Annotated in this window: 20 protein-coding genes and 1 tRNA gene; 14 read left to right on the forward strand and 7 right to left on the reverse strand. The window is 73.2% G+C overall.

Going from position 1 to position 26,634, the window contains the following annotated elements; all coding sequences use genetic code 11:
- Nucleotides 1-12 precede the first annotated feature (12 nt).
- From ACFQS2_RS05550 to ACFQS2_RS05565, 4 genes are all read left to right on the forward strand, one after another.
- Complete coding sequence (locus ACFQS2_RS05550) at nt 13-1,572, forward strand: dihydrolipoamide acetyltransferase family protein (protein WP_377792970.1); 1,560 nt, start codon at nt 13-15, stop codon at nt 1,570-1,572.
- A 241-nt stretch (nt 1,573-1,813) separates the two neighbouring features.
- Nucleotides 1,814-2,557, forward strand: coding sequence for a fluoride efflux transporter FluC (locus ACFQS2_RS05555; RefSeq protein WP_377792971.1), 744 nt, complete (start codon nt 1,814-1,816; stop codon nt 2,555-2,557).
- The gene (locus tag ACFQS2_RS05560) at nt 2,554-2,964 is read left to right on the forward strand and encodes a fluoride efflux transporter FluC (RefSeq protein ID WP_377018269.1); all 411 of its coding nucleotides are present in this window, start codon (nt 2,554-2,556) and stop codon (nt 2,962-2,964) included. The genes ACFQS2_RS05555 and ACFQS2_RS05560 overlap by 4 nt, the downstream gene beginning before the upstream one ends.
- Nucleotides 2,961-4,739 carry a CopD family protein gene (locus tag ACFQS2_RS05565; RefSeq protein ID WP_377792972.1) on the forward strand — a complete coding sequence of 593 codons (1,779 nt, stop codon included), beginning with the start codon at nt 2,961-2,963 and terminating at the stop codon, nt 4,737-4,739. Before ACFQS2_RS05560 ends, ACFQS2_RS05565 begins: the two co-directional genes overlap by 4 nt.
- Nucleotides 4,740-4,750: 11 nt before the next feature.
- Here ACFQS2_RS05565 and ACFQS2_RS05570 read toward each other — a convergent pair whose 3' ends face one another.
- The 3 genes from ACFQS2_RS05570 to ACFQS2_RS05580 all read right to left on the reverse strand — a co-directional run bounded on the left by ACFQS2_RS05570 (nt 4,751) and on the right by ACFQS2_RS05580 (nt 8,500).
- Nucleotides 4,751-6,175: a flavin-containing monooxygenase gene (locus ACFQS2_RS05570; protein ID WP_377792973.1), complete on the reverse strand. Its 1,425-nt coding sequence runs from the start codon at nt 6,173-6,175 to the stop codon at nt 4,751-4,753.
- A 152-nt stretch (nt 6,176-6,327) separates the two neighbouring features.
- The gene (locus ACFQS2_RS05575; protein ID WP_377792974.1) at nt 6,328-7,407 is read right to left on the reverse strand and encodes an N-acetylglucosamine kinase; all 1,080 of its coding nucleotides are present in this window, start codon (nt 7,405-7,407) and stop codon (nt 6,328-6,330) included.
- Nucleotides 7,408-7,519: 112 nt separating this feature from the next.
- Nucleotides 7,520-8,500 carry an L-lactate dehydrogenase gene (locus tag ACFQS2_RS05580; protein WP_377792976.1) on the reverse strand — a complete coding sequence of 327 codons (981 nt, stop codon included), beginning with the start codon at nt 8,498-8,500 and terminating at the stop codon, nt 7,520-7,522.
- Nucleotides 8,501-8,662: 162 nt separating this feature from the next.
- Between ACFQS2_RS05580 and ACFQS2_RS05585 the strand changes: the two genes are divergently transcribed.
- The 6 genes from ACFQS2_RS05585 (at nt 8,663) to ACFQS2_RS05610 (ending at nt 17,897) form a co-directional block, all read left to right on the forward strand.
- A complete protein-coding gene (locus ACFQS2_RS05585; RefSeq protein ID WP_377792977.1) occupies nt 8,663-10,402 on the forward strand; it encodes an ABC-F family ATP-binding cassette domain-containing protein in 1,740 nt (579 codons plus the stop codon).
- A 149-nt stretch (nt 10,403-10,551) separates the two neighbouring features.
- Entirely contained in the window at nt 10,552-11,850 is a 1,299-nt protein-coding gene (locus ACFQS2_RS05590) for an O-acetylhomoserine aminocarboxypropyltransferase/cysteine synthase family protein (protein WP_377792978.1), read from the forward strand.
- Between the two features lie 71 nt (nt 11,851-11,921).
- The gene (locus tag ACFQS2_RS05595; RefSeq protein ID WP_377792979.1) at nt 11,922-12,626 is read left to right on the forward strand and encodes an HAD family hydrolase; all 705 of its coding nucleotides are present in this window, start codon (nt 11,922-11,924) and stop codon (nt 12,624-12,626) included.
- A complete protein-coding gene (locus ACFQS2_RS05600; protein WP_377792980.1) occupies nt 12,623-13,303 on the forward strand; it encodes an HAD family hydrolase in 681 nt (226 codons plus the stop codon). Before ACFQS2_RS05595 ends, ACFQS2_RS05600 begins: the two co-directional genes overlap by 4 nt.
- A 70-nt stretch (nt 13,304-13,373) precedes the next feature.
- Nucleotides 13,374-15,332, forward strand: a complete 1,959-nt coding sequence (locus tag ACFQS2_RS05605; protein ID WP_377018260.1) for a thioredoxin-like domain-containing protein — start codon at nt 13,374-13,376, stop codon at nt 15,330-15,332.
- Between the two features lie 48 nt (nt 15,333-15,380).
- Nucleotides 15,381-17,897 (forward strand): pyrophosphatase, encoded by a 2,517-nt coding sequence (locus ACFQS2_RS05610; protein ID WP_377792981.1) that lies wholly within the window; start codon nt 15,381-15,383, stop codon nt 17,895-17,897.
- 54 nt (nt 17,898-17,951) lie between these two features.
- Here ACFQS2_RS05610 and ACFQS2_RS05615 read toward each other — a convergent pair whose 3' ends face one another.
- The 3 genes from ACFQS2_RS05615 to ACFQS2_RS05625 form a co-directional block, all read right to left on the reverse strand.
- Nucleotides 17,952-18,527, reverse strand: a complete 576-nt coding sequence (locus tag ACFQS2_RS05615) for a TetR/AcrR family transcriptional regulator (RefSeq protein ID WP_377018258.1) — start codon at nt 18,525-18,527, stop codon at nt 17,952-17,954.
- Nucleotides 18,528-18,644: 117 nt separating this feature from the next.
- Nucleotides 18,645-19,439, reverse strand: a complete 795-nt coding sequence (locus tag ACFQS2_RS05620; protein ID WP_377018257.1) for an SDR family NAD(P)-dependent oxidoreductase — start codon at nt 19,437-19,439, stop codon at nt 18,645-18,647.
- A gap of 167 nt (nt 19,440-19,606) precedes the next feature.
- Nucleotides 19,607-19,677, reverse strand: a tRNA-Gly gene (locus ACFQS2_RS05625).
- A gap of 255 nt (nt 19,678-19,932) precedes the next feature.
- Between ACFQS2_RS05625 and dcd the strand changes: the two genes are divergently transcribed.
- Nucleotides 19,933-20,526, forward strand: a complete 594-nt coding sequence (dcd, locus tag ACFQS2_RS05630; RefSeq protein WP_377018256.1) for a dCTP deaminase — start codon at nt 19,933-19,935, stop codon at nt 20,524-20,526.
- Entirely contained in the window at nt 20,523-21,344 is an 822-nt protein-coding gene (locus tag ACFQS2_RS05635) for a hypothetical protein (protein WP_377018255.1), read from the forward strand. The genes dcd and ACFQS2_RS05635 overlap by 4 nt, the downstream gene beginning before the upstream one ends.
- 64 nt (nt 21,345-21,408) lie before the next feature.
- Here the strand turns inward: ACFQS2_RS05635 and ACFQS2_RS05640 are convergent, their stop codons facing one another.
- Nucleotides 21,409-22,788, reverse strand: coding sequence for an MFS transporter (locus ACFQS2_RS05640; protein ID WP_377018254.1), 1,380 nt, complete (start codon nt 22,786-22,788; stop codon nt 21,409-21,411).
- A 136-nt stretch (nt 22,789-22,924) separates the two neighbouring features.
- On the opposite strand from ACFQS2_RS05640, the gene ACFQS2_RS05645 reads away from it, so the two are divergent.
- Entirely contained in the window at nt 22,925-25,849 is a 2,925-nt protein-coding gene (locus ACFQS2_RS05645; RefSeq protein ID WP_377793125.1) for a Na+/H+ antiporter subunit A, read from the forward strand.
- Entirely contained in the window at nt 25,839-26,633 is a 795-nt protein-coding gene (locus ACFQS2_RS05650) for a Na(+)/H(+) antiporter subunit C (protein ID WP_377018253.1), read from the forward strand. Before ACFQS2_RS05645 ends, ACFQS2_RS05650 begins: the two co-directional genes overlap by 11 nt.
- The last annotated feature ends 1 nt before the right edge of the window (nt 26,634 follow it).

Genomic DNA, 26,634 nt, shown 5'->3' on the forward strand with positions numbered 1-26,634 from the left:
AGGATTCCTGCCATGAGCTCGTCCTCGCAGTCCTCGTCCTCCGGGTCGTCCGCGGCCTCGTCCTCGATCGTCCGGATCCCCCTCACCGACCCCGGCGAGGGCCTGACCGAGGGCGAGATCATCGACATCAAGGTCGCCGTCGGCGACACCATCGCCATCAACGATCCCGTGGCCGAGGTGGAGACCGCCAAGAGCGCGGTCGAGCTGCCCAGTCATGTCTCCGGCACCGTCACCGCGATCCTGGTCTCGGTCGGCGACGAGGTCCCCGTCGGCACCGACCTGATCGAGGTCGACACCGCCGGCGGGCCGGCCCCGTCGGCACCGGGTGCGGATCAGGCTGCCGGACAAGCCGCTCCGGCCGATGCGCCCGAGGCGGCCGCCGATGCCCCTGCTGCCGAGGCGGCCGCCGAGAGCGTGCAGACCGCGGCCGAGGTGGCACCCCAGCAAGAGCCTGCCGACGCGGCCGGAGGCGCCGGGGCTGCCGAGGGCGCTCCGGCGACGCCCGCCGAGGAGGAACCCAAGAACCTGGTCGGCTACGGTGCCTCCGCCTCCCCGCAGCGCCGTCGCCGCCGCCGCGCCGCCCAGCAGGACGAGGCGCAGGTGCCCATCGACCGCATCCTCGCCAAGCCGCCCGTGCGCAAGCTCGCCCGGGATCTCGGCATCGCCCTGGCCGACGTGTTCGCCACCGGGCCCGACGGGACGGTCACCCGCGCCGACGTGCTCGCCGCCCAGCAGCGCGCGATGTCCGGCGAGGGCCCCTCCGGGCACGACGGGCACTACTTCCCCGAGGAGTCCCCGCAGGTGCCCGAGGGGCTCGGCGGCGCCATGAAGTCCACCCGCGATCATTCGTTCACGCAGGTCAGCAGCGACGAGCGCACCACCCGGGTGCCGATCCGCTCGGTGCGCAAGCGCACCGCCGAGGCGATGGTGGCCTCCGCCTTCACCGCCCCGCACGTGACGGTGTTCAACGAGATCGACATGACCCGGACCGCGCAGATCATCGCGGACCTCAAGAGCTCGAGGGAGTGGGCCGACGTCAAGGTCAGCCCCTTGGTCGTGGTCGCGAAAGCCCTGCTGGTGGCGATCCGCCGCAATCCCGAGGTCAACGCCTCGTGGGACGAGAAGAACCAGGAGATCGTCTACAAGCACTTCGTGAACCTGGGGATCGCCGCCGCCACCCCGCGCGGGCTCATCGTGCCCAACGTCAAGGACGCGCACCTGATGACGCTGCGCGAGCTGGCCGAGGCGATCGATGACCTGGCCAAGACCGCGAGGGCCGGGCGCACCTCCCTGTCGGACACTCGTGAGGGCACCATCACCATCACCAACTTCGGTGTGTTCGGGATCGATTCCGGCACCCCGATCCTGAACCCGGGGGAGTCGGTGATCCTCGGCGTCGGCGCCATCAAGGAGAAGCCCTGGATGGTCGACGGGCAGATCGTGCCGCGCAAGATCGCCCAGCTCGCCCTGAGCTTCGACCACCGCCTGATCGACGGCGCCCTCGGCGCCGAGCTGCTGCGCGACATCTCCGCCGTGCTGGAGGACCCCGCCCTGGGCCTGGTATGGGGTTGATCGACGACCAGCGAGCCTGGGGTCGTCGGCGAGCTTGCGAGTCGGCGGCACCGGGTGAGCGGGAGGAGATCAACCGATGGGGCGGAGGGTTGATCGACGACCTGCGAGCCCGGGGTCGTCGGCGAGCTTGCGAGTCGGCGGCACCGGGTGAGCGGGAGGAGATCAGCCGAGACGGCGGAGCGTCGAGCGACGAGCCCGCACCCTGGGACCGGGGCGCCCCGCGCGTCGGTACCCTGATCCGGTGACTTCGAGCCCTGATCCGCAGCCGCCCGCGTCGCGGCGCGATGACCCGCGGATGCAGACGGCGGAGATGGCCGCGCTGGGTTTCGAGGGCGCGGACGAGTGGGAGACCGAGTCCGAGACCATCGGGTCGGGCCCGGTGGACGTGCCCTGGGCGTGGTGGAAGATCGCGCTGATGGTCGCCGCAGGCGGTGCGCTGGGGTCGATGCTGCGCTTCGTCATCACGATCCTGGCGCCGACCGTCACCACCCCCACCCTGGTCGAGGTGCCCTGGGCGACGTTCTGGGTCAACGCGATCGGCTGCCTCGCCCTGGGGGCGCTGACGGGGGTGCTGGAGGTGCGCCGGGCCGGTCCGTGGGTCCAGCCGCTGCTGGGCACCGGACTGTGCGGCGGATTCACCACCATGTCCACCGTGGTCCTCGAGGGCTCTGCCATGATCGGCGCCGACTTCCCCCTCAAGGCCTTCGGCTACGCCCTGCTCACCGTGGTCGTGTGCCTCGGCGCGGTGGTGATCGGCATGCTCGCCGGGCGCCGCATCGCGCAGCAGATGGCTGAGGGCTCGAGAGGCCAGCGGGACTCGAGGGGCCAGCGGGACTCGAGGGGCCAGCGGGGCACGAGAGATCAGGAGGGCTCGAGGGGTCAGCGGGGCTCGAGGCGCCAGCGAGGCCAGCGGCGCTCGCGCGCTCAGCGGGATGAGGCAGGGGCCGACGGGACCGAGTCCACGGACGAGGGGAGCGCCACATGAACGCCGGCACCTTCTTGCTGGGCATGCTGCTGGTCAGCCTCGGCGGGGCGGCAGGCTCCGTGCTGCGATGGGGCGTGCGGGAGTACGGACTGCGCTGGGCGGCCGGTCGCAGCAGCGGAGCCGAGGAACGCGTCCGGCCCTGGCTCACCTTCGCCGTCAACGTCGTGGCCTGCTTCCTGCTCGGCCTCATCGTCGCCCGGCTCGGCGCCGCCACCGGTCCCGCCGAACTCGCGTACCTGCTGCTCGCGGCCGGGGTCTGCGCCGGCCTCTCCACGCTCTCGACCGCCGCGGTCGACGTGGTCGATCTGATCCGCCGGGGCCGCATCGCCATGAGCGTCGCCTACTTCCTGCTGAGCATCGGCGCCGGTATGGCCGCCCTGTGGTCGGGCCTGGTGATCGCCTCGTGAGCGCGCTCTCCGCACGGCGACCGTCTGCGCTGGTCGTCGCGATCCTCCTCGGTGCGCTCACCGTGCTGGCCGTGATCTCGGTCCTCGCGGCCGGTGCCGCCGGCGGCGGCAACCTCGTGCTGCGCGGCGCCGGGGCGATGGCACGCGCCGGAGCGCCGGTCTCCGCGATGCTCGCGGACCTCGCGGCGGCCGTGACCCTGGGTGGTGCCGTCGTCGCCGGCTGGCTGCTGCACGCGGAGGCCGACCGCGCCCGAGTCATGACCGCGGTGGCCGTCGCGGCCGGTATCACCACGCTCGCCCGAGGCACCTCCCTCGCCTTCTCCTATGCCGTGGCCACGGGGCAGGCCGTCGGGTCGGTGCGCTTCGGCTCCGACCTCGAGGTGTTCCTGGCCACCGACCTCGGCGTCTGGCTGGTCAGCGCCCTGGTGATCGCCGCGGCCGCCACGACGATCGCGGTCGCCGGCACCTCCCGCGGCATCGCCCGGACGGTTGCCGTGGCGGCCGGGCTGGTCGCCTTCGCCAGCGCGATGACCGGCCACGCCGGGGGCGGGCAGAACCATGAGGTGGCCACCTCCACGATGCTCATCCATCTGCTGGCCGTCGGGATCTGGCTGGGCGGGCTGGCGGTGCTGCAGCTGCTGCCGTCCACCGCCCGGGACGATGCGACCGTGGTGCGCGGCTTCTCCCATCTGGCGCTGATCTGCTGGATCGCTCTGGCGGTCAGCGGGGTGTGGGCGCTGTCGGTGCGCATGAACGCTCCCTCGGAGGTTCTCACCAGCGCGTATGTGCAGCTGGGGCTGGCCAAGGCCGTCCTGCTGGTGGCCCTCGGCGGGCTCGGCGTGATCCAGCGCCGCCAGCTCGCCACGGGCTTCGCGGCCGAGGGACCGGGGCACCGTGCGGCCGGCATCTATCGTCGGCTGGCCGTTCTCGAGCTCGCGCTGATGGGTCTGGCCGTGGCGATCGCCGCGGCCATGAGCTCCTCGCCGCCGCCGGCCGCCGAGGGCATCCCGCCGGCGGGCCCGGCCGGGATCCTCACCGGCTACCCCCTGCCTCCGGCCCCGGACCTGGGCACGGTCCTCACCGCGTGGCGCCCCGCGCCGTTCGGCATGATGCTCGCCTGCGTGCTGCTGCTGGTGTGGTGGCGGCCGCGCGGCCCGCAGCGGACGCGGAGCGCGAGCATCCGTCTGGTGCTGGGAGCGGCCGTGCTGGTGGCGCTGACCAGCGGCCCGCTGAACGTGTACAGCAAGGTGCTGGTCTCCGCGCATCTGCTGCAGCACGTGCTGCTGCTGGCGGTCGCCGGCGTGCTGCTGGGCACCGCGCTGGCGGTTCCTGCCCGGATGCGGAGGGCACTCAGCGGCCGACATTGGCTCGCCGCGTTGGTGGCGGGCGCGCCGGTGGCCCTGCTCGCGGGCGTCTATGCCGGGCCGCTGCTGCGGATCGCCCTGGAAGGACACGCCGGGCACCTGGTGCTGCAGGTTCTGGCACTGACCGGCGGTGCGGTGGTGACCTTCGCGGTGCGCAGCCTCGCGGGGGTCCGGGCAAGGATCCTCGTGATCGCCGTTCCGCTGGCGCTCGCGGTCGCCGGGGCAGTGGTGCTGCTCAGCACCGACACGCTGATCGCGGCGAGCTGGTTCGGGGCCACCGGGCGCCGGTGGTGGCCCGACGCCCTGGCCGATCAGCAGCGCGGCGGGATCGCCGTCGCGGTCGTGTCCCTCGCGGCCGCTGCCGTCGCGGCGCTCGCCGTGCGCCATCCTGCGTCGCAGCGATCACGCTGACCCGCGGGGGGTCACTCGAACAGGCCGCGCACCGTGCGCAGGCGGGCCAGCAGGGTCTCGCGGTCCGCCGCCGGCACCAGCTTCTCACCCTCCCCGCCCGAGGAGATCCCGGCCGAGCGGGCACGGACGCGGTTCGCGCCGAGCACGCCGCCGATCCGCCCGAGCAGACCCGCGTCGCCGGTGGCGCGGGCGGTGGCCACCGCGCTCTCCGAGCCGGCGCGCAGGCGCTGGAACTCCTGGAGCGCGGGCGAGCCCTCGCGGGCTGCATGCAGCAGGTAGGCGGCGATATCGGCCTGCTGGACCAGGACCGGCAGCATCCCGCCGGGGCCGCGCTGCTGGCCGAGGACCACCAGGTCATCGCGGCCACGGGGAAACGCACCGAGGAACAGATCGAGGTCACCGCCGGCGGTGCGCGGCACGACGTCCTCGGGCAGGTGGCCCGCGCCGGATTCGTAGCCGGTCGCGAGCACGATCAGGTCCGGGGCGAAGTCGCCGTGGGCGGCGGGACCGCCATGTCCGGCGAGGGTGAGGGTGCCGTTGTGGGCGATCCCGGCGATCTCGCCGACGGGAGTGATGCGGCCCTCGCGCACGCGATCGAGCACCTCGTCGGAGACGATCACGGTGTCCTCCAGCAGCGGCGCGGCCGGGCGCGGGAGGCCGACGTCGGCCGGGTTGCCCACGCGGCGGCCGATCACGGCTTCGGCGATCTTCCCGTTCAGGCCTCCGAGCACGGCCGGCTCACGGGCGGCGGCCACGTCGCCCGGGACGCCCCCGATGCGGCGAGGGACGACCCAGTGCCCGGTGCGCACCGACCAGCCGACCTCGAGGGCCCGGCGCGCGGCATCGACCGCGATGTCCGCCGCGGACTGCCCGGAGCCGACGACCAGCACCCGCTGGCCTTCCAGCCCGTCGGGCCCGGTCCAGTCCTTGGAGTGGATGACCCTGATGGAGGAGGGCACCTCGGCCGCCCAGGCGGGGCGGTGCGGGCGCTCGGAGATGCCGTGGGCGGAGATCACGGCGCGGTAGATCATGATCTCGCCGGTGGAGAGCTCGACCTGCCACACGTTGTCCTCGAAGGGGCGGGCGTAGCGCACCTCGACGCTGGGGCGGAAGTGCTCGGTCAGCTCGTGGCGGGCCGCGTAGGCGCGCAGGTACTTCGCCATGTGCGCCGGCCGCAGGTACTCGGGGAAGGAGACCGGCTGCAGCATGTCCTCGTACTGCGTGAACTCGCGCGAGGAGATCATCTCCATCGCCGGCCAGATCGGGGTGTCCTCGCGCTCCTCGTTCCAGATCCCGCCGACGTGCTTGGCGCGGTCGACCAGGTCGAAGGGGAGATCCAGCGCCTTCAGCGCCGCGGCGGCCGCCAGGCCGGCCGGGCCGGCGCCGATGACCAGCACCTTCTCGCGGGTGGGGATCTCGTCGTGGAGCTCGGGCATCGGGAAGAGCCTTCCGAGTCGGGTGGCGCGCGGCGACCGGGACGGACCCGGCCACCGGTCTCAGCGGCGGGCAGACGCTGGCCATCCTAGTCGTCCGCCGCGGGCGGCACGGCCGCGGCGGAGCGAGCGGGTGGGAGCCGGTGGGCCCGTGCTCACGGTTCGAGGGAGGCGGCTTTCTCCCGAGCCAGCAGCAGGGCCCCGGGCAGGCCCGTGGTGACGGCGCAGAAGGGGCGACCGTCGGACTGCAGGCCCGTGACGACCTCGTCGTGGATCGGGCCCGGGGTGGCCAGCACCGAGCCGGCCAGCACCACGGGCAGGGCGGCCTCGGCGTCCAGGGCGCGCACGGTGTCCATGACGTGCCTGATCGCGGTGTCGAGGATGTCGCGGGCAGCCGGGTCCTCGGGGACGGTCGCCGGCAGATGCGCGAACCGGCCGAGGGCGGCGGGGGCCCCGGCGGGCAGCTGCTCGTCCAGGGCCCGGATGAGGTCCTGGCGCGGATCACCGGTGGGGGAGGGCGGGACCAGCCCGTCCCGCAGATCCAGCTCGAGCATGTCGCCGACCTGCTCCGTCAGCATCGTGCGACGGCCGCGGCCGTCGATATCGGCGGCGACCGCCTGCAGGGTGCGCCGGCCCAGCCAGACGGCGGAACCGATGTCGCCGAGGAGCCAGCCCATCCCGTCGCGCCGGGCCACCGGCTCGCGACCGCGGAAGCGGACGGCGACCGCGCCCGTGCCGGCGAGCACGAGCAGTCCGTCATCGCCCACGTCCCCGGCGAGGAAGGCGGTGTGCAGGTCATCGGTGATCAGCACCCGGTCTGAGGCGATGCCGAGGGCAGCCACGCGCTCGCCGACGGAGCGGCGCACGTCCTCGGCCCGGGCCGGTCCGGCACCGGAGATCCCCAGCGCGAGGGCGGCGACCTCCGGCGCGCGGCCGAGTTGCTGATGGCCGCGCTCCAGCACCTCGCGGATCGTGCCGGTGAGGTGGTCGAGGGCTGCCGCCCCGGACGAGCGCAGGTTCGCGCCCGGTCCCTCCGCCTCGGCGAGCACGTCGGGTCCCGGCGCGGAGCGATCGAGGCGAGCGAGGACGACACGCGATGTGGTCGCCCCGATGTCCCCGGCGAGGACCGCGCGCGACGGTGCGGGGCCGGACGCTCCTGCGCCGGATGATGCAGGGCCGGACGCTCCAGCATCGGACGCTCCAGCGCCGGACGGTGCAGAGATGTCGGCGTCCATGGCGATGCTCCCTCGGTCGTTCCCCGCGCGGTCGGACCCCATCGTAGGGCGGCGTGCGGGGCCCGGTGCCCCCGGTGGACGTGCACCGACCGGTGCAGAGGCCCGGGCCGGTTCAGAGGTCCAGGCCGGCCTGGACCTCGCGCATCGCCTCGGCCGAGGCGTGCATCCGCGCCAGCTCCCGATCGTCCATCGGCACCTCGAGACGCCGGACGGCGCCCGCCCGGCCCACCACCGTCGGCATCGACATCGCGACGTCGTCCAGTCCGTGCCACCCCTCCAGCGGCGTCGAGACCGGCAGAACCGCGTTCTCATCGCGCACGATGGCCTCGACGATGCGGGCCGCCGCCACGCCGATCGCGAGGTTGGTGGCGCCCTTGCCCTGGATCACCGTGTACGCGGCCCCGGCGACCTCGCGCTCGAGCTCCTCGAGCGCGGTGCGGTCCAGCGCAGGTCGCCCCTCGGCATCGAGCCAGCCCGTCAGCGGCACCTGGCCGATGCTGGCGGAGGACCACAGGCCGAACTCGCTGTCGCCGTGCTCGCCGACGATGGTGGCGTGCACGCTGCGGGAGGAGACCCCGAGCCGGGTGGCCAGCAGCCAGCGCAGCCGGGAGGTGTCCAGCACGGTTCCCGAGCTCATCACCCTCCCGCGGGGGAGACCGGAGATGCGGGCCGCGGCCAGGGCCAGCACGTCGGCAGGGTTCGTCACCAGCACGTACACAGCATCCGGTGCCTGCTCGAGCAGCTGCGGCAGCAGGCTCTGCAGGATCGCGACATTGGTCCCGGTCAGTTCGAGGCGGGTCTGGCCGGGCTTCTGCCGTGCCCCGGCGGTGATCACCACGACGTCGGCCCCGGCGACGACGGAGATGTCGTCCCCGCCGATCACCTCGGCCCCGGAGGCCAGCGAGCTGCCGTGGGAGAGATCGAGCACCTCCGCGTCGACCTTGGCGGTGTTCACGTCGTACAGGGCGATGGTGCGGGCCGAGCCGCGCAGCATGGCGGCGTAGGCGACGGAGGAGCCGACGGAACCGGCTCCGACGACGGCGAGCTTGGGGGCGGCCGAGGGTGGCGCGACGGCGGGGGCGACGGTGCTCATGGCACCAGTGTGGGTGCCGGGGCCCTCCGTGCACAGAGCGATCCGGGAGAAAGCTTCGCCGGGAAAAACAGTCGACGCCGTTCCCGCGCCGCTCCTAGACTCGCCCCGTGCGCATCTGATCAGCCCCGTCCATCGCCGCGTCCCGCGACCAGGAGCTGATCCATGCCCTCGCATCCCCGTCCCACCGCCCCGACCGATCGATCCGTCGCCGGGGCCGCCGCGCCCTCCGCCGCCGGGGCCGCGGCCGCGGACCCCGCCCTGCACCTGCGCGCCGAGGGGATCTCCTTCTCCTTTCCCGACCGGCGCGTGCTGACCGATATCAGTCTCGTGGTGCCCGCGGGACGCCCCACCGGCCTGCTCGGGGAGAACGGCAGCGGCAAGTCCACGCTGCTGCGCATCCTCGCCGGTGCCCTGCAGCCCGAGGGCGGAACCGTCTCAGCGCCCGGCCCCGTCGGCCTGCTCCACCAGGAGCTGCCGTTCCCGGGGTCCGCCACCCTCGCCGACGTCGTCGCCGATGCGCTGGCCCGCTCTCGCCGCCTGGAGCGCGAGCTCGCGCGGGCAGGGGAGGCGCTCGCCGGCGGGACCGGTGAGCCGGCCCCCGAGGCGGCCCGCCGATACGACCAGCTGCTGGCCGAGGCGACTCTGGCCGACGTGTGGAACGCCGACCGCCGCGCCGAGACGGTCCTGGCCGGTCTCCATCTCGACGGCCCGGGCCGGAGCACCCGACTCGACCGGATCAGCGGCGGCCAGCGGGAGCGGCTCGCCCTCGCCCATCTCCTCATCGCCCGTCCCACGACGTGGCTGCTGGACGAGCCCACCAATCATCTCGACGACGACGGGGCCGCGTTCCTGGCCTCCGCGATCCACGAGCATCCGGGGCCGGTGCTCATCGCCAGCCACGACCGGGCTTTCCTCGACGACGCCACGCTCGCCCAGCTCGACCTGGACCCCGCCGAGAGCCCCGTGGCCTCCCCGCCGGGCGGGCTGACGCTGTACACCGGGGGATTCTCCGAGTACCTGCTGGCCCGTCTCGAGGCGCGGGAGCGGTGGGAGCACCGGTTCCGCGCCGAACAGGAGGAGCTGGCCTCCCTGCGCCGGGCGGTCACGGATTCGGCGGAGGTCGGCCACGCGGGCCGCGGCCGGCGCACCGAGGCCAGGGCCGCCAAGAAGTTCTACGCCGACCGCAACGCCAAGACCGTCTCGCGGCGACTGCGGGAGGCCCGGGCCCGCCTCGAGCAGCTCGAGGCGGAGCAGGTGCGCAAACCCCCGGCCGAGCTGCACTTCACCCACCTGCCGTCGGCCCCGCGGCGGGGTGGCGGGGGAGCGGACGGTGCCGTGCTGGTGACGGCGAGCCGGGCAGCGGTCTCCGGCCGCCTCGCGCCGACCTCGTTCAGCCTCGCCGCCGGTCAGCGGCTGCTGGTCACCGGGCCCAACGGGTCGGGGAAGTCGACTCTGCTGGACACGGTGACCGGGGCGCTCGAGCCGACGGCGGGCAGCATCGACCGGCCCCGCGGTCTGCGCATCGGTCACCTCGGGCAGGACGACGAGGCGATCCCGGGGCGCACCGTCGATGAGCACCTGCGCGCCGCAGCGACTGGCTCCGCCCGGCTTCCGCTCGAGGACGGCGCCGTGCCCGAGCTGTTCGGCCTGGTCCACCCCCGCGACCTCTCCCGGCCGCTCGATCAGCTCTCCCGCGGCCAGCTGCGCCGCGTGATGCTCGCAGCCCTCCTGCTGGATCCGCCCGAGCTGCTGGTGCTCGATGAGCCCACGAACCACCTGGCCCTGGTCACCGCCACCCGGTTCGAGCAGGCCCTGCAGGACTGGAACGGCACGGTGCTGATCGCCTCCCATGATCGCTGGCTGCGCAAGCGCTGGCAGGGCGAGGTGCTCGAGCTGGCATGACCCGCCCTGCGTGGTCGGCAGGCGGCATCAGCTGCGGCACCGTCGCTCTCCCACCGTCCGGCCGGTGGCGTCACACGAGTTCACTGACGTCGGCGTGGCTCGCCGCGGTGCGTCACTGTGAACTCGACCCCGTTCTCAGGAGGAGCGCCATGACCGACACGTCCGCGACACCGCAGCAGTTCGAGACCCTCGCCATCCACGCCGGGCAGGAGCCGGATCCGGGCTCCGGGGCTCGCGCCCTGTCGATCCAGCAGACGACGAGCTTCGTCTTCCCCAGCGCGGAATCGGCCGCGGACCGCTTCGCCCTGGCCGAGGCCGCTCCGATCTACACCCGCATCACCAATCCCACCCAGGCAGCGGTCGAGGACCGGATCGCCGCGCTCGAGGGCGGCGCGGCCGGGCTCCTGGTCGCCTCCGGCCAGAGCGCGATCAGCCTGTCGATCCTCAATCTGGCCGGCGCCGGGGACTCCGTGGCCGTCTCCCCGAGCCTGTACGGCGGCTCGTTCAACCTCTTCAAGCACACCCTGTCCCGGCTCGGCATCACCCCGCAGTGGATCGAGGACCCCACCGACCCCGAGTCCTGGCGGGCCGCGGCCGACGAGACCACCCGGGCCTTCTTCGTCGAGTCCATCCCCAACCCCAAGCACGACCTGCCCGACCTGCGCGCGATCGCCGACGTCGCGCACGAGGTCGGTGTGCCGCTGGTGGTGGACAACACGGTGGCCACCCCCTTCCTGCTGCGGCCGCTCGAGCACGGGGCGGACGTCGTCGTCCATTCCGCCACCAAGTTCCTGGGCGGACACGGCACCTCGATCGCGGGCGTCATCATCGACGGTGACAGCTTCGACTTCACGGCCCACGCCGAGAAGTACCCGCAGTTCACCCAGCCCGACGAGTCCTACAAGGGGCTGGTCTTCTCCACGGTGCCCGCCGCCTTCGCCACCCGCGCCCGCACCAACCTGCTGCGCGACCTGGGGCCGGCCATCTCCCCGTTCAACGCCTTCCTCATCGGGCAGGGCCTGGAGACGCTGCCGCTGCGCATGGAGCGCCACCTGGCCAACACCCACCGGGTCGCCGCCTTCCTCGAGGCCGACGAGCGGGTGTCCTCGGTGACCTGGGCGTCGCTGGAGTCCTCGCCCTACAAGGCGACGGCGGACACGTACCTCCCCAAGGGCGCCGGCAGCGTGCTGGGCTTCGTCCTGCCCGGCGGGGTCGAGGCCGGCCGGCGCTTCGTCGACGCCCTGACCCTGCACTCCCACGTCGCCAACATCGGTGACGTGCGCTCGCTGGTGATCCACCCGGCCTCGACCACCCACGCGCAGCTGAGTGAAGCCGAGCAGCGCGCCGCCGGCGTCGAACCCGGCTTCGTGCGGCTCAGCGTCGGCATCGAGCACATCGACGACATCCTCGCCGACCTCGAGCAGGGACTGGCCGCCGTCTCCGCGTGAGCCGGCAGGGGCGGAGCACGACTGCGGCCGTTGTGCCGCCGGCCAGGCGAGCTGGATACGCTGGGCACATCATGAGCAACCAGCCCGCGCCCCTGCCGTCCGTCCCGCTCGATCGCTGGCCACCGGTGTGGACCCCGAGCGCCGTGATCTTCGACTGCGACGGGCTGCTGGTGGACACCGAAGGCCGCTGGGTGCTGCTGCAGGAGGACTACCTCGCCCGGCACGGCGCGGCGCTGGACCCGGAGGCGCGGCGCGCCCTGACCGGCCGGGCCGCCGAGATCGTCGTCCTCGCCATCGCCGAGGCCGTCGGCAAGGATCCCCAGCTGGTGGGCCGCGAGCTCCTCGAGGAGCATCGCAGCACCATCGGGGAGAAGCTCACCCCGCTGCCCGGGGCGCTCGAGACGCTGCGAACCATCGCCGGCGTGAAGCCGGTCGCCGTGGCCTCCAACTCCCCGCGGGAGATGCTGGAGGTCAAGCTGGCCGAGCTCGGCATCGCCGACGTCGTGGACGTCTCGATCGCCATCGAGGACGTCGCCGCCCCCAAGCCCTCCCCGGAGATTTACCTCGCCGCGGCGCGCGCCCTGGGGGCCGATCCCGCCGACTGCCTCGGATTCGAGGACTCGGAGACCGGGGCCGAGGCGGCACTGGCCGCCGGGCTGCAGCTGATCGCGGTCCCCTCGATCCCCGGGCAGGATCCGCGGGCCCCGCGCCGGCTCAGCTCCCTGACCGACGCGGTGCTGGCCGACTGGATCGCCGGCTGGGAGAGCACCCGATGAGCGTCGCGGCCCCGGCCCGGTTCACGGAGGCCTTCGGGGACTGGACTCCGCGGGCGGTCGTCTTCGACTGCGACGGACTGCTGCTGGACACCGAGAGGGTCTGGCAGCGCGCTCAGGACAGTGTCGTGGCCGGGGTGCAGGCGACGCTGGAGGACGAGGACCACGCCGAGCTGCACGGCTCGACCATCCAGGTCGCCGCGGCCCTGATCGCCCGCAGGGCCCGCGCCGAGGAGCAGCGGGTCCTGGACGATCTGCACCGGGAGTTCGAGCGCGAACTGGCCGGCGCGATCCGCGTGATGCCGGGCGCCGAGGAGATCGTGCGGCGGGCCGGGGCCCGCGTCCCGCTGGGATGCGCCTCGAACTCCTGGCTCGAGGCGCTCGAGCACAAGCTCACCCTCGGCGGGCTCCGAGAGCACTTCGCCGTGCTCGAGGCCTCCGACACCGTCGAACGCGGCAAGCCCGCCCCGGACATGTACGCCGCGGCGGCCCGCGCTCTCGGCGTCGCGCCGGGGGACACGCTCGCTCTCGAGGATTCCGGCACCGGCGCACGCGCCGCCCGTGACGCCGGTCTGCGTCTGATCGCGGTGCCCACTTCGGGGCACCCTGCGCCTCCGGCTGACCTGGTGCTCGAGGACTTGACCGACCCCGACCTGGCCGCATGGATCGAGACCTGGTGACCATGAGGCGAAGTCCACGCATGTCACGCCGACTGGCCACTGCCCATCGACGCGGTGTTCACTGGTCCCCATGACCACACCCTCCGACCCCTCTGCGCCGCTGACCGCCCGCGCCCACGGCTCCCCGTTGCGCGGCCGCGGCTGGCTGAACACCGGTGGCGCCGAACTCGACCTGGAGGCCCTGCGCGGCAAGATCGTGCTGCTGGACTTCTGGACGTTCTGCTGCGTGAACTGCCTGCACGTGCTCGATGAGCTGCGGCCGCTGGAGGAGAAGTGGGCCGACGAGCTCGTCGTGGTCGGCGTCCACTCCCCGAAGTTCGAGTTCGAGAAGGACCCCGACGCGCTCGCCGCGAACATCGAGCGCTACGAGGTCGATCACCCCGTCATCGACGATCCCGAGCTGGAGACGTGGACCGAGTACGGTGCCCGCGCCTGGCCGACCCTGATGGTCCTGGACACCCAGGGCCGCATCGCGGGGAACCTCTCCGGCGAGGGCCATGCCGCGAACCTCGACGCGCTCATCGAGCGGCTCGTCGGCGAGGGCGAGGCCGACGGCTCGCTGCGCCGCGGACCGGCCCCCACCGTGATCGCCGAACGGCCCCAGCAGACCCTGCGCTTCCCCTCCAAGCTCACCACCCTGCCCGATGGCCGTCTGGTCGTCTCCGACGCCGGCCAGCACCGTCTGGTGGTCTTCCAGAACGACGGCGTGACCGTCGACGAGATCATCGGCACCGGTCACCGCGGGCACGTGGACGGGGAGGGGGAGCGCGCTCAGTTCGCCGAGCCCAACGGCGTCCTCGCCCTGCCCGACGAGGTCGCCGCCGAGGTCGGCTACGACCTGCTGGTGGCCGATACCGCCGGCCACACGCTGCGCGGCGTGAAGGTCGGCCAGGACCGACTGCTGCGCTCACGGACCGCCACCGAGGTGCACACCGTCGCCGGCTCCGGAGCGCAGTGGATGCAGGGCGAGCCCCTGCCCCGCGGCGAGGGCGATGCCCGTGGGTATGCCCTCTCGACCCCGTGGGACCTGACCTGGTCGCACGTGCTCTCCCGCGCCGTGATCGCCATGGCCGGCATCCACCAGATATGGACCTTCGACCCCGTCACCGGGGCTCTGATGGTGCTCGCCGGCACCACGCAGGAGGGCCTCGTGGACGGCCCCGCCGTCACCTCCTGGTGGGCACAGCCCTCCGGGGTCGACGAGCTGCCCGACGGTCGTCTCGTCGTCGCCGATGCCGAGAGCTCGGCGGTGCGGACGCTGGACCCGCACACGATGCTCGTGAGCACCCTCGTCGGCGAGGGGCTGTTCGACTTCGGCCATGTCGACGGCCCCGCCGGTCCGGACGGCGTCGCCCGTCTCCAGCACCCGCTGGGCGTGACCGCCCTGCCCGACGGCCGGATCGCCGTGGCGGACACCTACAACGGCGCCATCCGCCTCATCGAGGAGCATTCCGGGGAGGTCGACGCCGACGGGGAGGAGACCCCGCCCGTCGCCGCCGTGACCGTCGTGACGGTCGCCACCGACCTCAAGGAGCCGTCCGACGCGATCGTCGGCCCCCCGGTCGACGGCATCGGCCAGCTGATCGTCGTCGAGTCCGGCGCCCACCGCGTCACCTGGGTCCCCGTGGCCAAGGCCGCCGAGCGGGTCATCGACGAGGGCGCCCAGCGCTCCGAACGCCCGGTGACCGAGATGGGTCCGGGCCCGATCACGCTCCGTGTGCTGTTCACCCCGCCCGAGGGCCACAAGCTCGACGACTCCCTCGGGCCCTCCACCCAGGTCACCGTGTCCACCACGCCGTCCGCCATGCTGACCAGCGGCGGAGGGGTCGACACGCCCCTGGAGCGCACGATCGAGCTGGATCCCGCCTACGGTGAGGGCGTTCTGCACGTCAATGCGCGCGCCGCATCCTGCGATGCCGACCCCGCCGTCGAGTTCCCCGCCTGCCACATGCACCAGCAGGACTGGGGAGTCCCGATCCGGATCGTCGAGGGCGCACCCACCCACCTGGATCTGTCCCTGCTCGCCTGAGTCGCCACAGGCCGACTCCACCGAGCCCCGTCGTCGGAAGCATCTCTCTTGGATCTGATCACGCAATTCCCCCTGGGCGACGACATCGCCGTGACCCTGCTGGTGCTGGGGGTGCTCTCCCTGGTCGCCCTGGTGGCCGGAGCCGTCGTCCCCAGCCGCCTGCGCCGCGACGAGGACAGCCCCGAGGTCGACGCCGGGCTCGGACGTCGCCTGGGCGTGCATCTGGCCTCGTCCGGCTCGATCATCCTGTGGGTCGGCGTGCCCGCCGTGGTGCTGCTCTACCTGGTCCCGGGCTCGACGGATGACCGCATCCTGCGCTCGGTGATGATGCTGGTGGGTCTTCTGCTCGGCCCGCTCGCCGCCTGGCGCGGCCTCGCGATCCAGCTCGCCGCGCTCGGGGTCGATGCGGAGCGACGCCCCGCGCTGATCAACCGCCTCGGCGCCCTGACGGTCACGGGCGCGCTCGCGCTGGCGATCCTGCCGGTCGCCATCGTCGTGTGGTTCACCCACGCCAGCGGCTCGGCCGCGCTGATGGCCCTGGCCGGGGGCGCCGCGATCTCGGCGTTCGCGATCCGGGTGGCTGCCGCGCCGCTGGACACCGCCGCCTCCGCCTCCGCGATCCTCGTGGGGACCGACGAGCACGAGATCGCCGCCGACGACACCGACAACCTCGGCGCACCCCATCTGCGCACCTCCCGCATGTTCCGCCGCGGGGCCGCTCTCAGCGCCGACCTGGTGGCTCTGGCCACCGCGGGCGCCGCCGTCGGCGTCATCCTCGGCGTGCCCGTGCTGGCCGCCGAGGGCATCCTGGTGGTGCTGCTCGCCCTCGGAGTGGCGATGCTCGCCGCCGGTGCGAGCGCCGTCATCCCGCACCCGGGCGGGCCCGGCCGCGAGCGCAGCGCTCTCCAGCTGGGCGGGCTGATCCCCGCCGTGCTCGGCGGCGCCGGCACCGTCGTCGCCGCTGCCCTGTGGCTGCCCTCGCAGTACGAGGACCTGCGATTCGTCCAGGCCGGCATGGAGAACTTCACCGACCAGGCCGTGGCCGGGCCCGACCCGCTGCCGCGCGAGCAGCTCGAGCCGCAGATCGAAGAGGCCGTGGGCGACATGGGCCAGTGGGTCTCCCAGACCGACGACTCCCGGGACGCGGGAGCCTTCCTCGACGTGCTGACCCTGTACACGGTCTCCCCGAGCGCCGTGGTCGCCGCGGCCCTGGGCCTCGGCGTGCTCGCCGCGCTCGCCGTGGTGGTCCTCCTCGGCGGCACCGGCCACCGGTTCGGGGGCACCGTGCTGCGCGCGGCCCGCACCAGCCGCACCGGTGGGGCGCTCGGCGTCACCGCGGGCCTGGGCTCGACCGCCCTGGTCGCCGCCGGCTCCCTCGCCCTGATGCTGATCGTCGGCGCCGTGCTCAACGTGCTCAGCGCCGGCGTGCCCGGCCTCGCTCTCGCTCTGCTGGCCTACGCCGGGCTCGGCGCCCTGGTGGTGGCCGCGGGGTACGCCGGTTCGCTGATCGCGCCGACCCTGGTGGACCGCCCCGAGGCCGAGCGCGGCCTGCGCGATGCCGGCGCCACCTCCGCCACCGGGCCGCGCGGCGTGCTGCTGCTGGCAGGCTGCCTCACCGGCCTGGCGGCGCTGGGTCCCATCGTCACCGCGCTCCAGGTCGCCCCGCGTGCGGCGACCGTGTGGGAGGACCGCACCCTGCACGCCCTCACCCCGCTCTCCCTGCCGCTGCTGGGCGGAGTCGGACTGGGCGCGGTCACCGTGCTGCTCGTGACCGCGTCGCTGCTGGACGGCGCCCGCCGGCTCGGCGCGAACGCGGTCGTCGAGACCCGAGCCTCGATCCTCGAGAACCGCAGCGGGGTGGCTCTGCCCGACATGCCCGAGATGGTCCGGCGCGCCGTGCTGACCCCGGTCGTGCTGATCGTGCTGATGCCGCTCGTCGCCGGGTTCGGACTGGGCGCCGCCGCGCTGCCGGGCCTCGTGGTCGGTGTGGTCCTGACCGCCACCGGACTGGGCCTGTGGTCGCTGGGCTCCGCATCCACCATGGACAGCGCAGCGGCGGTGATCGGCCAGGGCCGCTACGGCGGGCCGGGCTCGTGGGGGCATTCCGGGGCTCTCGGCGGCGCCGTGCTGACCGGCACCCTGCGCGCCGCGGTCGGCTCTGTGGCCCTGCCGCTGCTGCTGGCCACGTCCGTGCTCTCCGCGCTCGCGGTCAGCTCCGTGGTGAGCATGAGCACCGACGGCACCAGCCCCTACCTGCGCTGGGGCATCGCCGTGATCGCGCTGATCATCGTGCTGACCTGCTGGGTGATCGCTGCGACCGCTCCGGAGGTCGACCTCGAGGACGGGGAGGGCGAGATCTCCCGCCCGCTGTTCGCCCGCGACGAGGAGGAGGCCACGGACACCCTGGACGCGATGGACTGGGAGGACGACGCCGAGAACGTCGACCAGGTCCCGGTGGCCGCCGCGCCCGCCCGTTCCAAGCGCAGCAAGCGCCGCAAGGGCAGTGGGAAGGCCTCCGCAGGCACCGGGGAGAAGAACAGGAGCTCGGACTCGGCCTCCGACTGAGCCACGTCCCGATGATGACGGTGGCGGCGGCCCCCTCGGGGTCCGCCGCCACCGTCATGTGTCGGCGCCGAGGCCCCGCAGCACGAACTGCTCCAGAGCGGGCCGCGAGAACCGGCGCGCGGCAGAGCCCACCAGCAGCGCGTTGATGATCCGCACGGTGGCATCGACATCGAGATCCGCCGCGAAGTCACCCTGGTCCACACCCTCGCGCACGATCCCGCGCAGCACGTCCTCGATCATCAGCACGTGCTCGCGCATGCGCGCCGCGGTCTCCTCGCTCAGCGACGTCGCGCCCGCCGAATGGGGCATGTGGAACGAGACCGTCAGCTCGAGCTGGGTGCGCACATACGCGACCGCCGCATCACGCGGGGAGGCGGAGTCGCTCACCCCCGCCCGCAGCTGCGCGATGTAGTCGGCGGTCTCATGGATCGCGTACTCCACCAGCAGGGTCTCGCGGTCCGGGAAGTGGTTGTACATCGCGGTGCGGCCGACTCCGGCCGCACCGGCGATCTTCGAGAGCGTGATCGATTCGAAGTCCTGGGTCTCCAGCAGCTCGGCGAGTGCGGCGAATATCTTCTCGCGGGTGCGTTCGCGGTGCTCCTCGAGCGACCCTCCGATGATCTTGGGCATGACGCATTCTTACACCCCGACAGATCCCGGGGGCCAGACCATCGGCCGGCCGCGTGCGCTGGTCATGCCGCTACCGCGCCGGGAGGTGCGATGAGACGGACCCGTTCCTGGATCCGTTCAGGGAATGATCGCGTCGACGTAGCCGCCGTCGACGCGCACCGTGCCGCCGGTGGTGGCGGAGGCCAGCGGCGAGGCGAGGTAGACGACCATGTTGGCGATCTCCTCGGGTTCGATGAGTCGCTGGATCAGGGACTGCGGGCGGTATTCGCGCATGAACCGGCGCTGGGCCTCGTCCCACGGCAGCTCATCACCGACGAGGGAGCGCGCGAACTCCTCGACGCCCTCGGTGTGGGTGGGCCCGGCCATGACGGCGTTGACGGTCACGCCCGAGCCGGCGGCCGTCTTCGCGAAGCCGCGCGAGGCGCCCAGCAGAGCCGTCTTCGAGGTGCCGTAGTGGATCATCTCGGCGGGGATCGCGAGGGAGGAGTCGGAGGCGATGCTGAGCACGCGCCCCCAGCCGCGGTCCATCATCGCCGGCAGCAGCATCCGCGTCAGGCGGATCGCGGAGAGGACGTTGACCTCGAAGTACCGCCGCCACTGCTCGTCATCGATCTCGAGCGCGTCCATGGACTCGAAGATGCCGAGATTGTTGACGAGGATGTCGACCTCTCCGGCGGATTCGGCCAGCTCCTGCGCACCGTCCGACGTGGCGGCATCCGCGACCACGCCCCGGGCCGACCCCGGACCGCCATGTTCCTGGATCCGCGCCACGGCGCGCTCGAGGGAATCCGGAGTGCGGCCGTTGACGACCACCTGGGCGCCGGCCCGGGCGAGCCCGTCGGCGATCGCGAGGCCGATCCCGCCGGACGAGGCCGTCACCAGTGCAGTCCTGCCGCTGAGGTCGATGTGCATATCTGCGCCTCCCACGTTCCGAGTTGTCTCTCGAGTCGTACGGGGCCATCACATCACGCGATGCGGCCGACGGGGGAGGTGAGCAGCGGTGCTCGGCCTGATGGCCGGTGGGACGGACCGCGCCTCGCCGGCGGGCAGCCGTGCCCGGCCGACGGGGAACACATGAGAGCGGGTGACGGGAATCGAACCCGCGCTGTCAGCTTGGGAAGCTGAAGTTCTACCATTGAACTACACCCGCGAATCGCCGCGACCGGCATCGTGTCCCCGTCGGGGATCATCGCCGCCTCAGCGAACGCACGCCAGCATAACCCGTCCGCCGCGGTGCTCGCGAACCGGGAGGACAGACCGTGACCGGCCTGACGCACCCGCGGGGGCGGCCCGGGGGCGCCCGGTGCTGCGAGGGCGCCCGTCGGCGCGGAGACGCCCGTCGGCCGGCGGGGGAGTCCGCTGGGACACGGTGCCGTCTCCGGTGCGCGGCGGTTAGGCTGACGCCGTGCTGTTGAGCGATCGTGATATCCGGGGCCAGATCGAGGCCGGGCGAGTACGCCTGGATCCTTTCGACGACGCCATGATCCAGCCGGCGTCCGTGGACGTGCGGATAGACCGCTACTTCCGATTGTTCGACAACCACAAGTACGCGATGATCGACCCCGCCGTGGAGCAGGCCGAGCTCACCCGGGAGGTCGCGGTCGCCCCCGAGGAGCCGTACATGCTGCACCCGGGGGAGTTCGTCCTGGCTTCCACCTATGAGCAGATCACGCTGCCGGAGGACGTCGCCGCCCGGCTGGAGGGCAAGAGCTCGCTGGGTCGCCTGGGCCTGCTCACGCATTCGACCGCCGGGTTCATCGACCCGGGCTTCCAGGGGCACATCACCCTGGAGCTGTCGAATATGGCCACGCTGCCGGTGGCGCTGTGGCCCGGCATGAAGATCGGTCAGCTGTGCTTCTTCCGCCTCTCCAGTCCGTCGGAGCGGCCCTACGGCAGTGCGGGCAACCTCAACCGGTACCTCGGCCAGCGGGGCCCCACCCCGTCGCGCTCGGCCCGGAACTTCCACCGCACCCGGATCTCCGTGGAGGAGGACCAGTGAGCGACGCCGGCGTTCCCGACGCGGACCGCACCGGTCACCGCCTCCAGCTTCCCCGCGACACCGTTGCAGCGGATGTGCTGGCCATGGTGCGCAACGTGCGCCCGCACGCCGAGCTCGACGAGGACGGTGTCATCGACCTCGGCGAGGACGTCCGCCTGCTGCCGGACCGTTCGCCGCGCGGCGCGGGCCGCTGGACCGTGGACACCCCGCGGGTGCGTGAGGATCCGGTGCCCGACGGGTTCAGCGATTCCCATGGCTACGGGCGGGCGTTCCCGGACGGCCTGCCGTTCGGCGTGGAGCGCCGGGCTCTGGACCTGGCCTGGTCGCTGGGTCGCCGGCTGTTCGGGGCGGTGGTCACCGACGGCGGCGTCCGCCTCGAGCCGCACCCCTTCCACGTGCGGGACCTGACCGTGGTCAGCCCCCATGCCCTGGCACCGGAGTCCCTCGCCCAGCTGCTGGCGCCGCTGGAGCCGGAGGCCGAGCTCGACGAGGTGCCCGAGGAGACCCCGCGCAGCGGCTACAGCCTCACGATCCCGCTGCCGGCCGGCGATGAGATCGCCGTGCGGGTGGGCCGCAGCTCGCGGCCGACGGCGCTGGCCGCCCTCGGCTGGCTGGACGACGCGGTCGACTACGCGCTGGTGCATCTGCCCGCTGACGACGGGGAGGACGAGATCGAGATCCCCGACGCCGAGACGGCGGAGCGCTGGTCCCTCGCCTACCGGCGCATCGGGCTGATCGCCGGTCTGCTGACCGAGACCGTCGGCGGCTACGTCGTGGACCTCGAGGGCTTCCTCGTCGACCCCGCGGACCTGGCCTGACCCGACCCGGAACGCGGCCGGCACGACCGGTCGCCGGCCCGTGGATCGACCGGCTCCCTCGACCTCAGGAGCGGGCGGGCTCCGTGAACGCGGCGGGCGCCTTCCCGGCGGCGCCGAGCCGGATCGGCAGGAAGGCGACCAGGCCCACCGTCATCACCAGCACGATCCCCAGGATGCCGGTGCGGGTGTCCTGGAAGATCGCGACCGTGGCGGCGAACGCGGCGGTCCCCAGGAACCCGAGGGCCCGGCCGGTGGTCGCGTACAGGCCGAAGTTCTCGGTCTCGCGGCCGGGCCGGGACAGGCGCGTCAGCAGGTTCCGCGAGGCGGACTGCACCGGGCCGACGAACAGGCAGATGGCCAGGCCGGCCACCCAGAACACCAGCGTCGAGCCGAAGAACAGCACCACCAGGCCCAGCACGATGATCCCGAGGCAGCCGGCGATGATCACCGGCCGCGGGCCGACGCGGTCGTCGACCCGCCCGCCGAGGAAGACGCCGCAGCCGGCCACCAGGTTCGCGGCGATGCCGAAGACGATGATGCCGACGGTGTCGAAGCCGTAGGCGTTGGCCGCGAGCACCCCGGCGATGGAGAACACGGCCCCCAGGCCGTCACGGTAGATCGCGGAGGCCACCAGGTACTGCAGCATCACCGGCTCCTCGCGGAATGCGCGGAGCACGCGACGCACGATGCTCGCGTACCCCTGCAGGGGCGTCCACCTCTGGCCGGGGGCGGAGGCACGGTGCGCGGGCGCCCAGATCATCAGCGGCAGCGTGCCGATCAGGATCCAGGCCGCGACGAACAGCGGGATCGCCCGCAGGTTCCAGCCCTCGTCCCCGGTGATCCCCAGCAGGCCGGTGCCGGGCATCACGAACAGCACCAGCACCAGCCCCAGGCACACGATCGAGCCCCAATAGCCCACGGCCCACGCGGTGCCGGAGACGCGGCCGCGGTTGTCCGGGGTGGAGATCTCCGGCAGCACGGAGTTGACGAACACCCCGGCGAGCTCGCTGAAGACCACGGCCAGCGCGATCAGCACCGCACCCAGCGTCAGGAAGTCCGAATCCAGGGCCACCAGCGGCATCAGCGCGATCGTGGCCACCGTGGCCAGGGTGGTGATGCGCAGCAGCGCGTTGCGGGCGCCGCCGCTGTCGGCGAGATTGCCCAGCAGCGGTGCGAGCAGGGCGATCGCCACGGCCCCGATCGACTGCCAGGTGGTGAGGACCTGGGACCCGTGGTCCTGAGCGGCCTTGACCGCCTCCTCGCCGACGGCGCCCTCCGCGGCGACCGCGCTGGCGACATAGGTGGCGAAGACGAAGGTGAGGATCACGGAGCTGAAGGCGGACATCCCGCCGTCCCACAGCGCGAAGGAGACGACCGAGCGACGGAGGGAGCGAGGGGCGGTGTCCGGCGCGACCGGGTCGCGGTCGGGCGGAGTGGTGACCATGCACTCACTCTACGGAGCCGGCGGCGGGCGTGAGCGCAGGTCCGCCGTCGACTCTCGGAGAACTCTGAACGCGCTCCCGTAGAATGCCGGGAGCCCCTCTTCCGCGCACACGATGGACGGAGACTGCGTGTACACGATGCTCCTGGCCCATCTGGTGGCCGCCCTTCTCGGGCCGGGGCTGGTGCGGGCGATGGGGCGCGGAGCCTTCTTCCTCCTGGCCGCGGTGCCGGGCGCCTCGGCGGTGTGGCTGGCCACGATCGACCCGGCCGCCCTTCCCGAGGCGCCGCTGGACGCGTCGGTGCCCTGGGTTCCGGCACTCGGCATCGACCTCGCCTTCCGCCTGGACCCGCTGAGCTGGGTGATGGCGATGATCGCCACCGGCATCGGAGCGCTGGTACTGCTCTACTGCGCGCGGTACTTCCAGGACAACGAGCCGGGACTGGGCCGATTCGCGGGAGTGCTCACGGCGTTCGCGGGCGCGATGGTGGCCCTGGTGCTGGCCGACGACGTGCTGGTCCTCTACACGTTCTGGGAGCTGACCACCGTCTTCTCCTACCTGCTGATCGGTCACTATCAGGACAAGCAGGCCTCGCGCCGGGCGGCGCTGAACGCCCTGATCTCCACCACCGCGGGCGGTCTGGCGATGCTCGTGGGGCTGCTGATGCTCGCCGCCGCGGCCGGGTCGCTGCGGATCTCGACCATCGTGGCCGCGCCGATCTGGGCCGACGCGGGGCCGGGCCTCGCCCTGGCCGTGCTGCTGATCCTGGCGGGGGCCGCGACCAAATCGGCACTGGTGCCCACGCACTTCTGGCTGCCCGGAGCGATGGCGGCGCCCACGCCGGTCTCCGCATATCTGCATGCGGCGGCCATGGTCAAGGCCGGCATCTATCTGATCGTGCGGCTGGGTCCGGCACTGACCCACCTGGAGGCGATCAGCGTCCTGATCGCCGTGCTCGGGGCCGCCACCATGCTGCTCGGCGGCTGGCGCGCGCTGCGCCAGACCGACCTCAAACTGCTGCTGGCCTACGGCACCGTCTCCCAGCTCGGCTTCCTCTCGGCCGTGGCAGGCCTGGCCACTCACGACGCGCTGCTGGCGGCGATGGGCATGCTGGTGGCCCACGCCGTGTTCAAGGCGCCGCTGTTCATGGTCGTCGGGATCATCGACAAGAAGTTCGGCAGCCGCGACCTGCGGATCCTCTCAGGGGTGTGGAGGGTCGCGCCGGTGGTCGCCCTGATCGGCGTGGTCTCCGCCGCGTCGATGGCTGCGGTGCCGCCGCTGTTCGGCTTCGTCGCCAAGGAGGCGCTGTACGCCGCGCTCTGGGAGGGCGGGGGCTGGCGTCGGCTGCTGCTGGCCGCCCTGGTCGCCGGTTCCATCCTGACCGTCGCGTACTCCTGGCGCTTCGTGGCCGGTGCCTTCGGGGTCGCTCCGGGCGCCCCACCGGTCCAGCGCGCGAGGATCCCGGCGCTGTTCTGGCTGCCGCCCGCGGTCGTCGCCCTGGGATCCGTCGCGCTGGCGGCGGCCTCGGGACGGGTCGAGGAGATCGTCGCCGCGGTGGCCGCCGCTGTGCCCGCGGCCGGGGAGACCGTGCACCTGGCGGTGGTGCCGTCCCCGGGGGTGCCCCTGCTGGCCTCGGTGCTCACCCTCGGCCTCGGGGTGGTGCTGTGCGTGGCCGCCAGGCCTTTCGCGAGGTTCCAGAAGCAGGTCTCCCCGCAGCGCTGGGCCGGGGAGGAGGCGCTGGACCGGATCGACGCCGAGCGCGGGTTCCGACGGCTGCTGCGCAAGATCGACTCCCTCTCGGTCGCCGTCACCCCGCTGTTCCAGAGGGGCTCGCTGCCCTACACCCTGGGCACGATGCTGCTGGTGCTGATCGCAGTGGTCGTGCCCGTGGCGATCACGCTGACTCCGGTGCCGACGAATCTGGTGCTGTTCCACCACCCCCTCGAACTGATCGTGCTGCCGGTCGCGGCGCTCGCCGCCGTGGGGGCGGCCCGTTCCCGTCGTCGCCTGCGGGCGGTGTTCCTGATCTCCGTGACCGGGTACGCGGTGGCGATGCTGTTCCTGGTCGCCGGCGCCCCGGACGTCGCCACCACGCAGGTCCTGGTCGAGACCGCGATGACGGTGGTGCTGGTGCTCGTGCTGCGCCGGCTGCCGATCCACTTCTCCCGCCGGCCCCTGCGGATCGGGGCGTGGGGACGCTGGGCCATCGCGGTCACGACCGCGGTGGTGCTGTGCGGGGCGACCCTCTACGGCGCCGCCGCCCGCTCCGGCCCGGCGCTCGGGCCGGGCCTGATCGAGGCCGCCTACGAGATCGGCGGGGGCCACAACGCCGTCAACGTGGCGCTGGTGGACGCCCGCGTGTGGGACACCATGGGCGAGATCGCGGTGCTGCTCGTGGTCGCCACCGGAGTCGCCTCGCTGATCTTCGTCACCCGGCGGGAACCGTCCATCTCCCGGGTGCGGGATCTGGACCCGCGCGCCTCCATCTGGCGGCGCCGCTCCGATGCCGCCCTCCCGCAGAACGCGCTGGACTTCGACGCCCGCCCGGACGACGTCGCCGGGGGCAACCGCTGGCGCACCTGGCTCTCGGCCGGCCTCACCCTGGCCCCCGAGCGGCGGATGGTGATCCTCGAGGTGGTCACCCGCATCGCCTTCCCGCTGATGATGATGTTCTCGCTGTACCTGCTGATGGCCGGCCACAACCATCCCGGCGGCGGGTTCGCCGGCGGCCTGGTGGCGGGCCTCGCCCTGGCCCTGCGCTACCTGGCCGGCGGCCGCTACGAGCTCTCCGAGGCGGCACCGGTCCAGGCCGGCTTCGTCCTGGGCAGCGGGATGGTGCTGGCCGTGGCCGCCGGGGCGCTGCCCGTGCTGCTGGGCGGGAGCGTCTTCGCCACGGCGACGCCCGTGCTCGAGGTGCCGCTGCTGGGCGAGGTCCACCTGCCCAGCGCCCTCCTGTTCGACACCGGGGTGTACCTGGTGGTGGTCGGGGTGATGCTCGACTTCCTGCGCTCCCTGGGCGCCCAGATCGATCAGCAGCAGGAGGCCGAGTCCGATGCCGGTTAGCCTCACTCTGCTGCTGATCGCCGGGGTGCTCATCGCCTGCGGCGTCTACCTTGTGCTCGAGCGCACCCTGACCCGCGTGGTGCTGGGCTTCGTGCTGCTGGGCAACGGCGTGAACGTGCTGTTCATCGTCGCCGCCGGCGAACCCGGCCGGCCCCCGTTCCAGGGCAGCGGCGAGGCGGAGACCATGACGGACCCGCTGCCGTTCGCGATGGTGCTCACCGCGATCGTGATCTCCCTGGGGATGACGGCCTTCGGGGTGGCCCTGGCCTACCGGGCCTGGCAGCTGTTCGGCCACGACGAGGTGCCCGACGACGTCGAGGACCGCCGCGTGCTGCGGCGCAGCCGCCGACGCGCGGAGGGGAGCGAGGACCTGCCGTGGTCCCAGGTGCTCTCCGAGGAATCCCGGCGCGGTGCGCTCATGCACTCCCAGGGCTTCGCCCCCTCCGGCGGGGATCCGTTGGGCTCGGACCTCACCGGGGCCCAGGACGTCCCGCAGGATCACACCGAGGCCGACGAGGGCGAATCACGGGCGCCCCGGCCGGCCGTGCGCCGTCGGGGCCCGCGCCGCGCGCACCACGCGGCCGACGCCCCGGGGGCGGGCCCGGCGACGGACCCGGAGTCGGACCTCGGCCACGGGACGGGCGCTGATCCCGGAGCCGCCCCCGGCACAGGCCCGGGCACCGACCCCGGCACAGACCCCGGCACAGACCCCCGCACAGGCCCGGACGCTGCCTCGAGGCCCCACGCGCCGGGCCGCGAGCACACCGACGGAGAGGAGGAGTGAG

Origin of the sequence: Brachybacterium sp. GCM10030267 (genome assembly GCF_042666875.1) — a bacterium.
In the GTDB taxonomy this organism is placed as follows: Bacteria; Actinomycetota; Actinomycetes; order Actinomycetales; family Dermabacteraceae; genus Brachybacterium.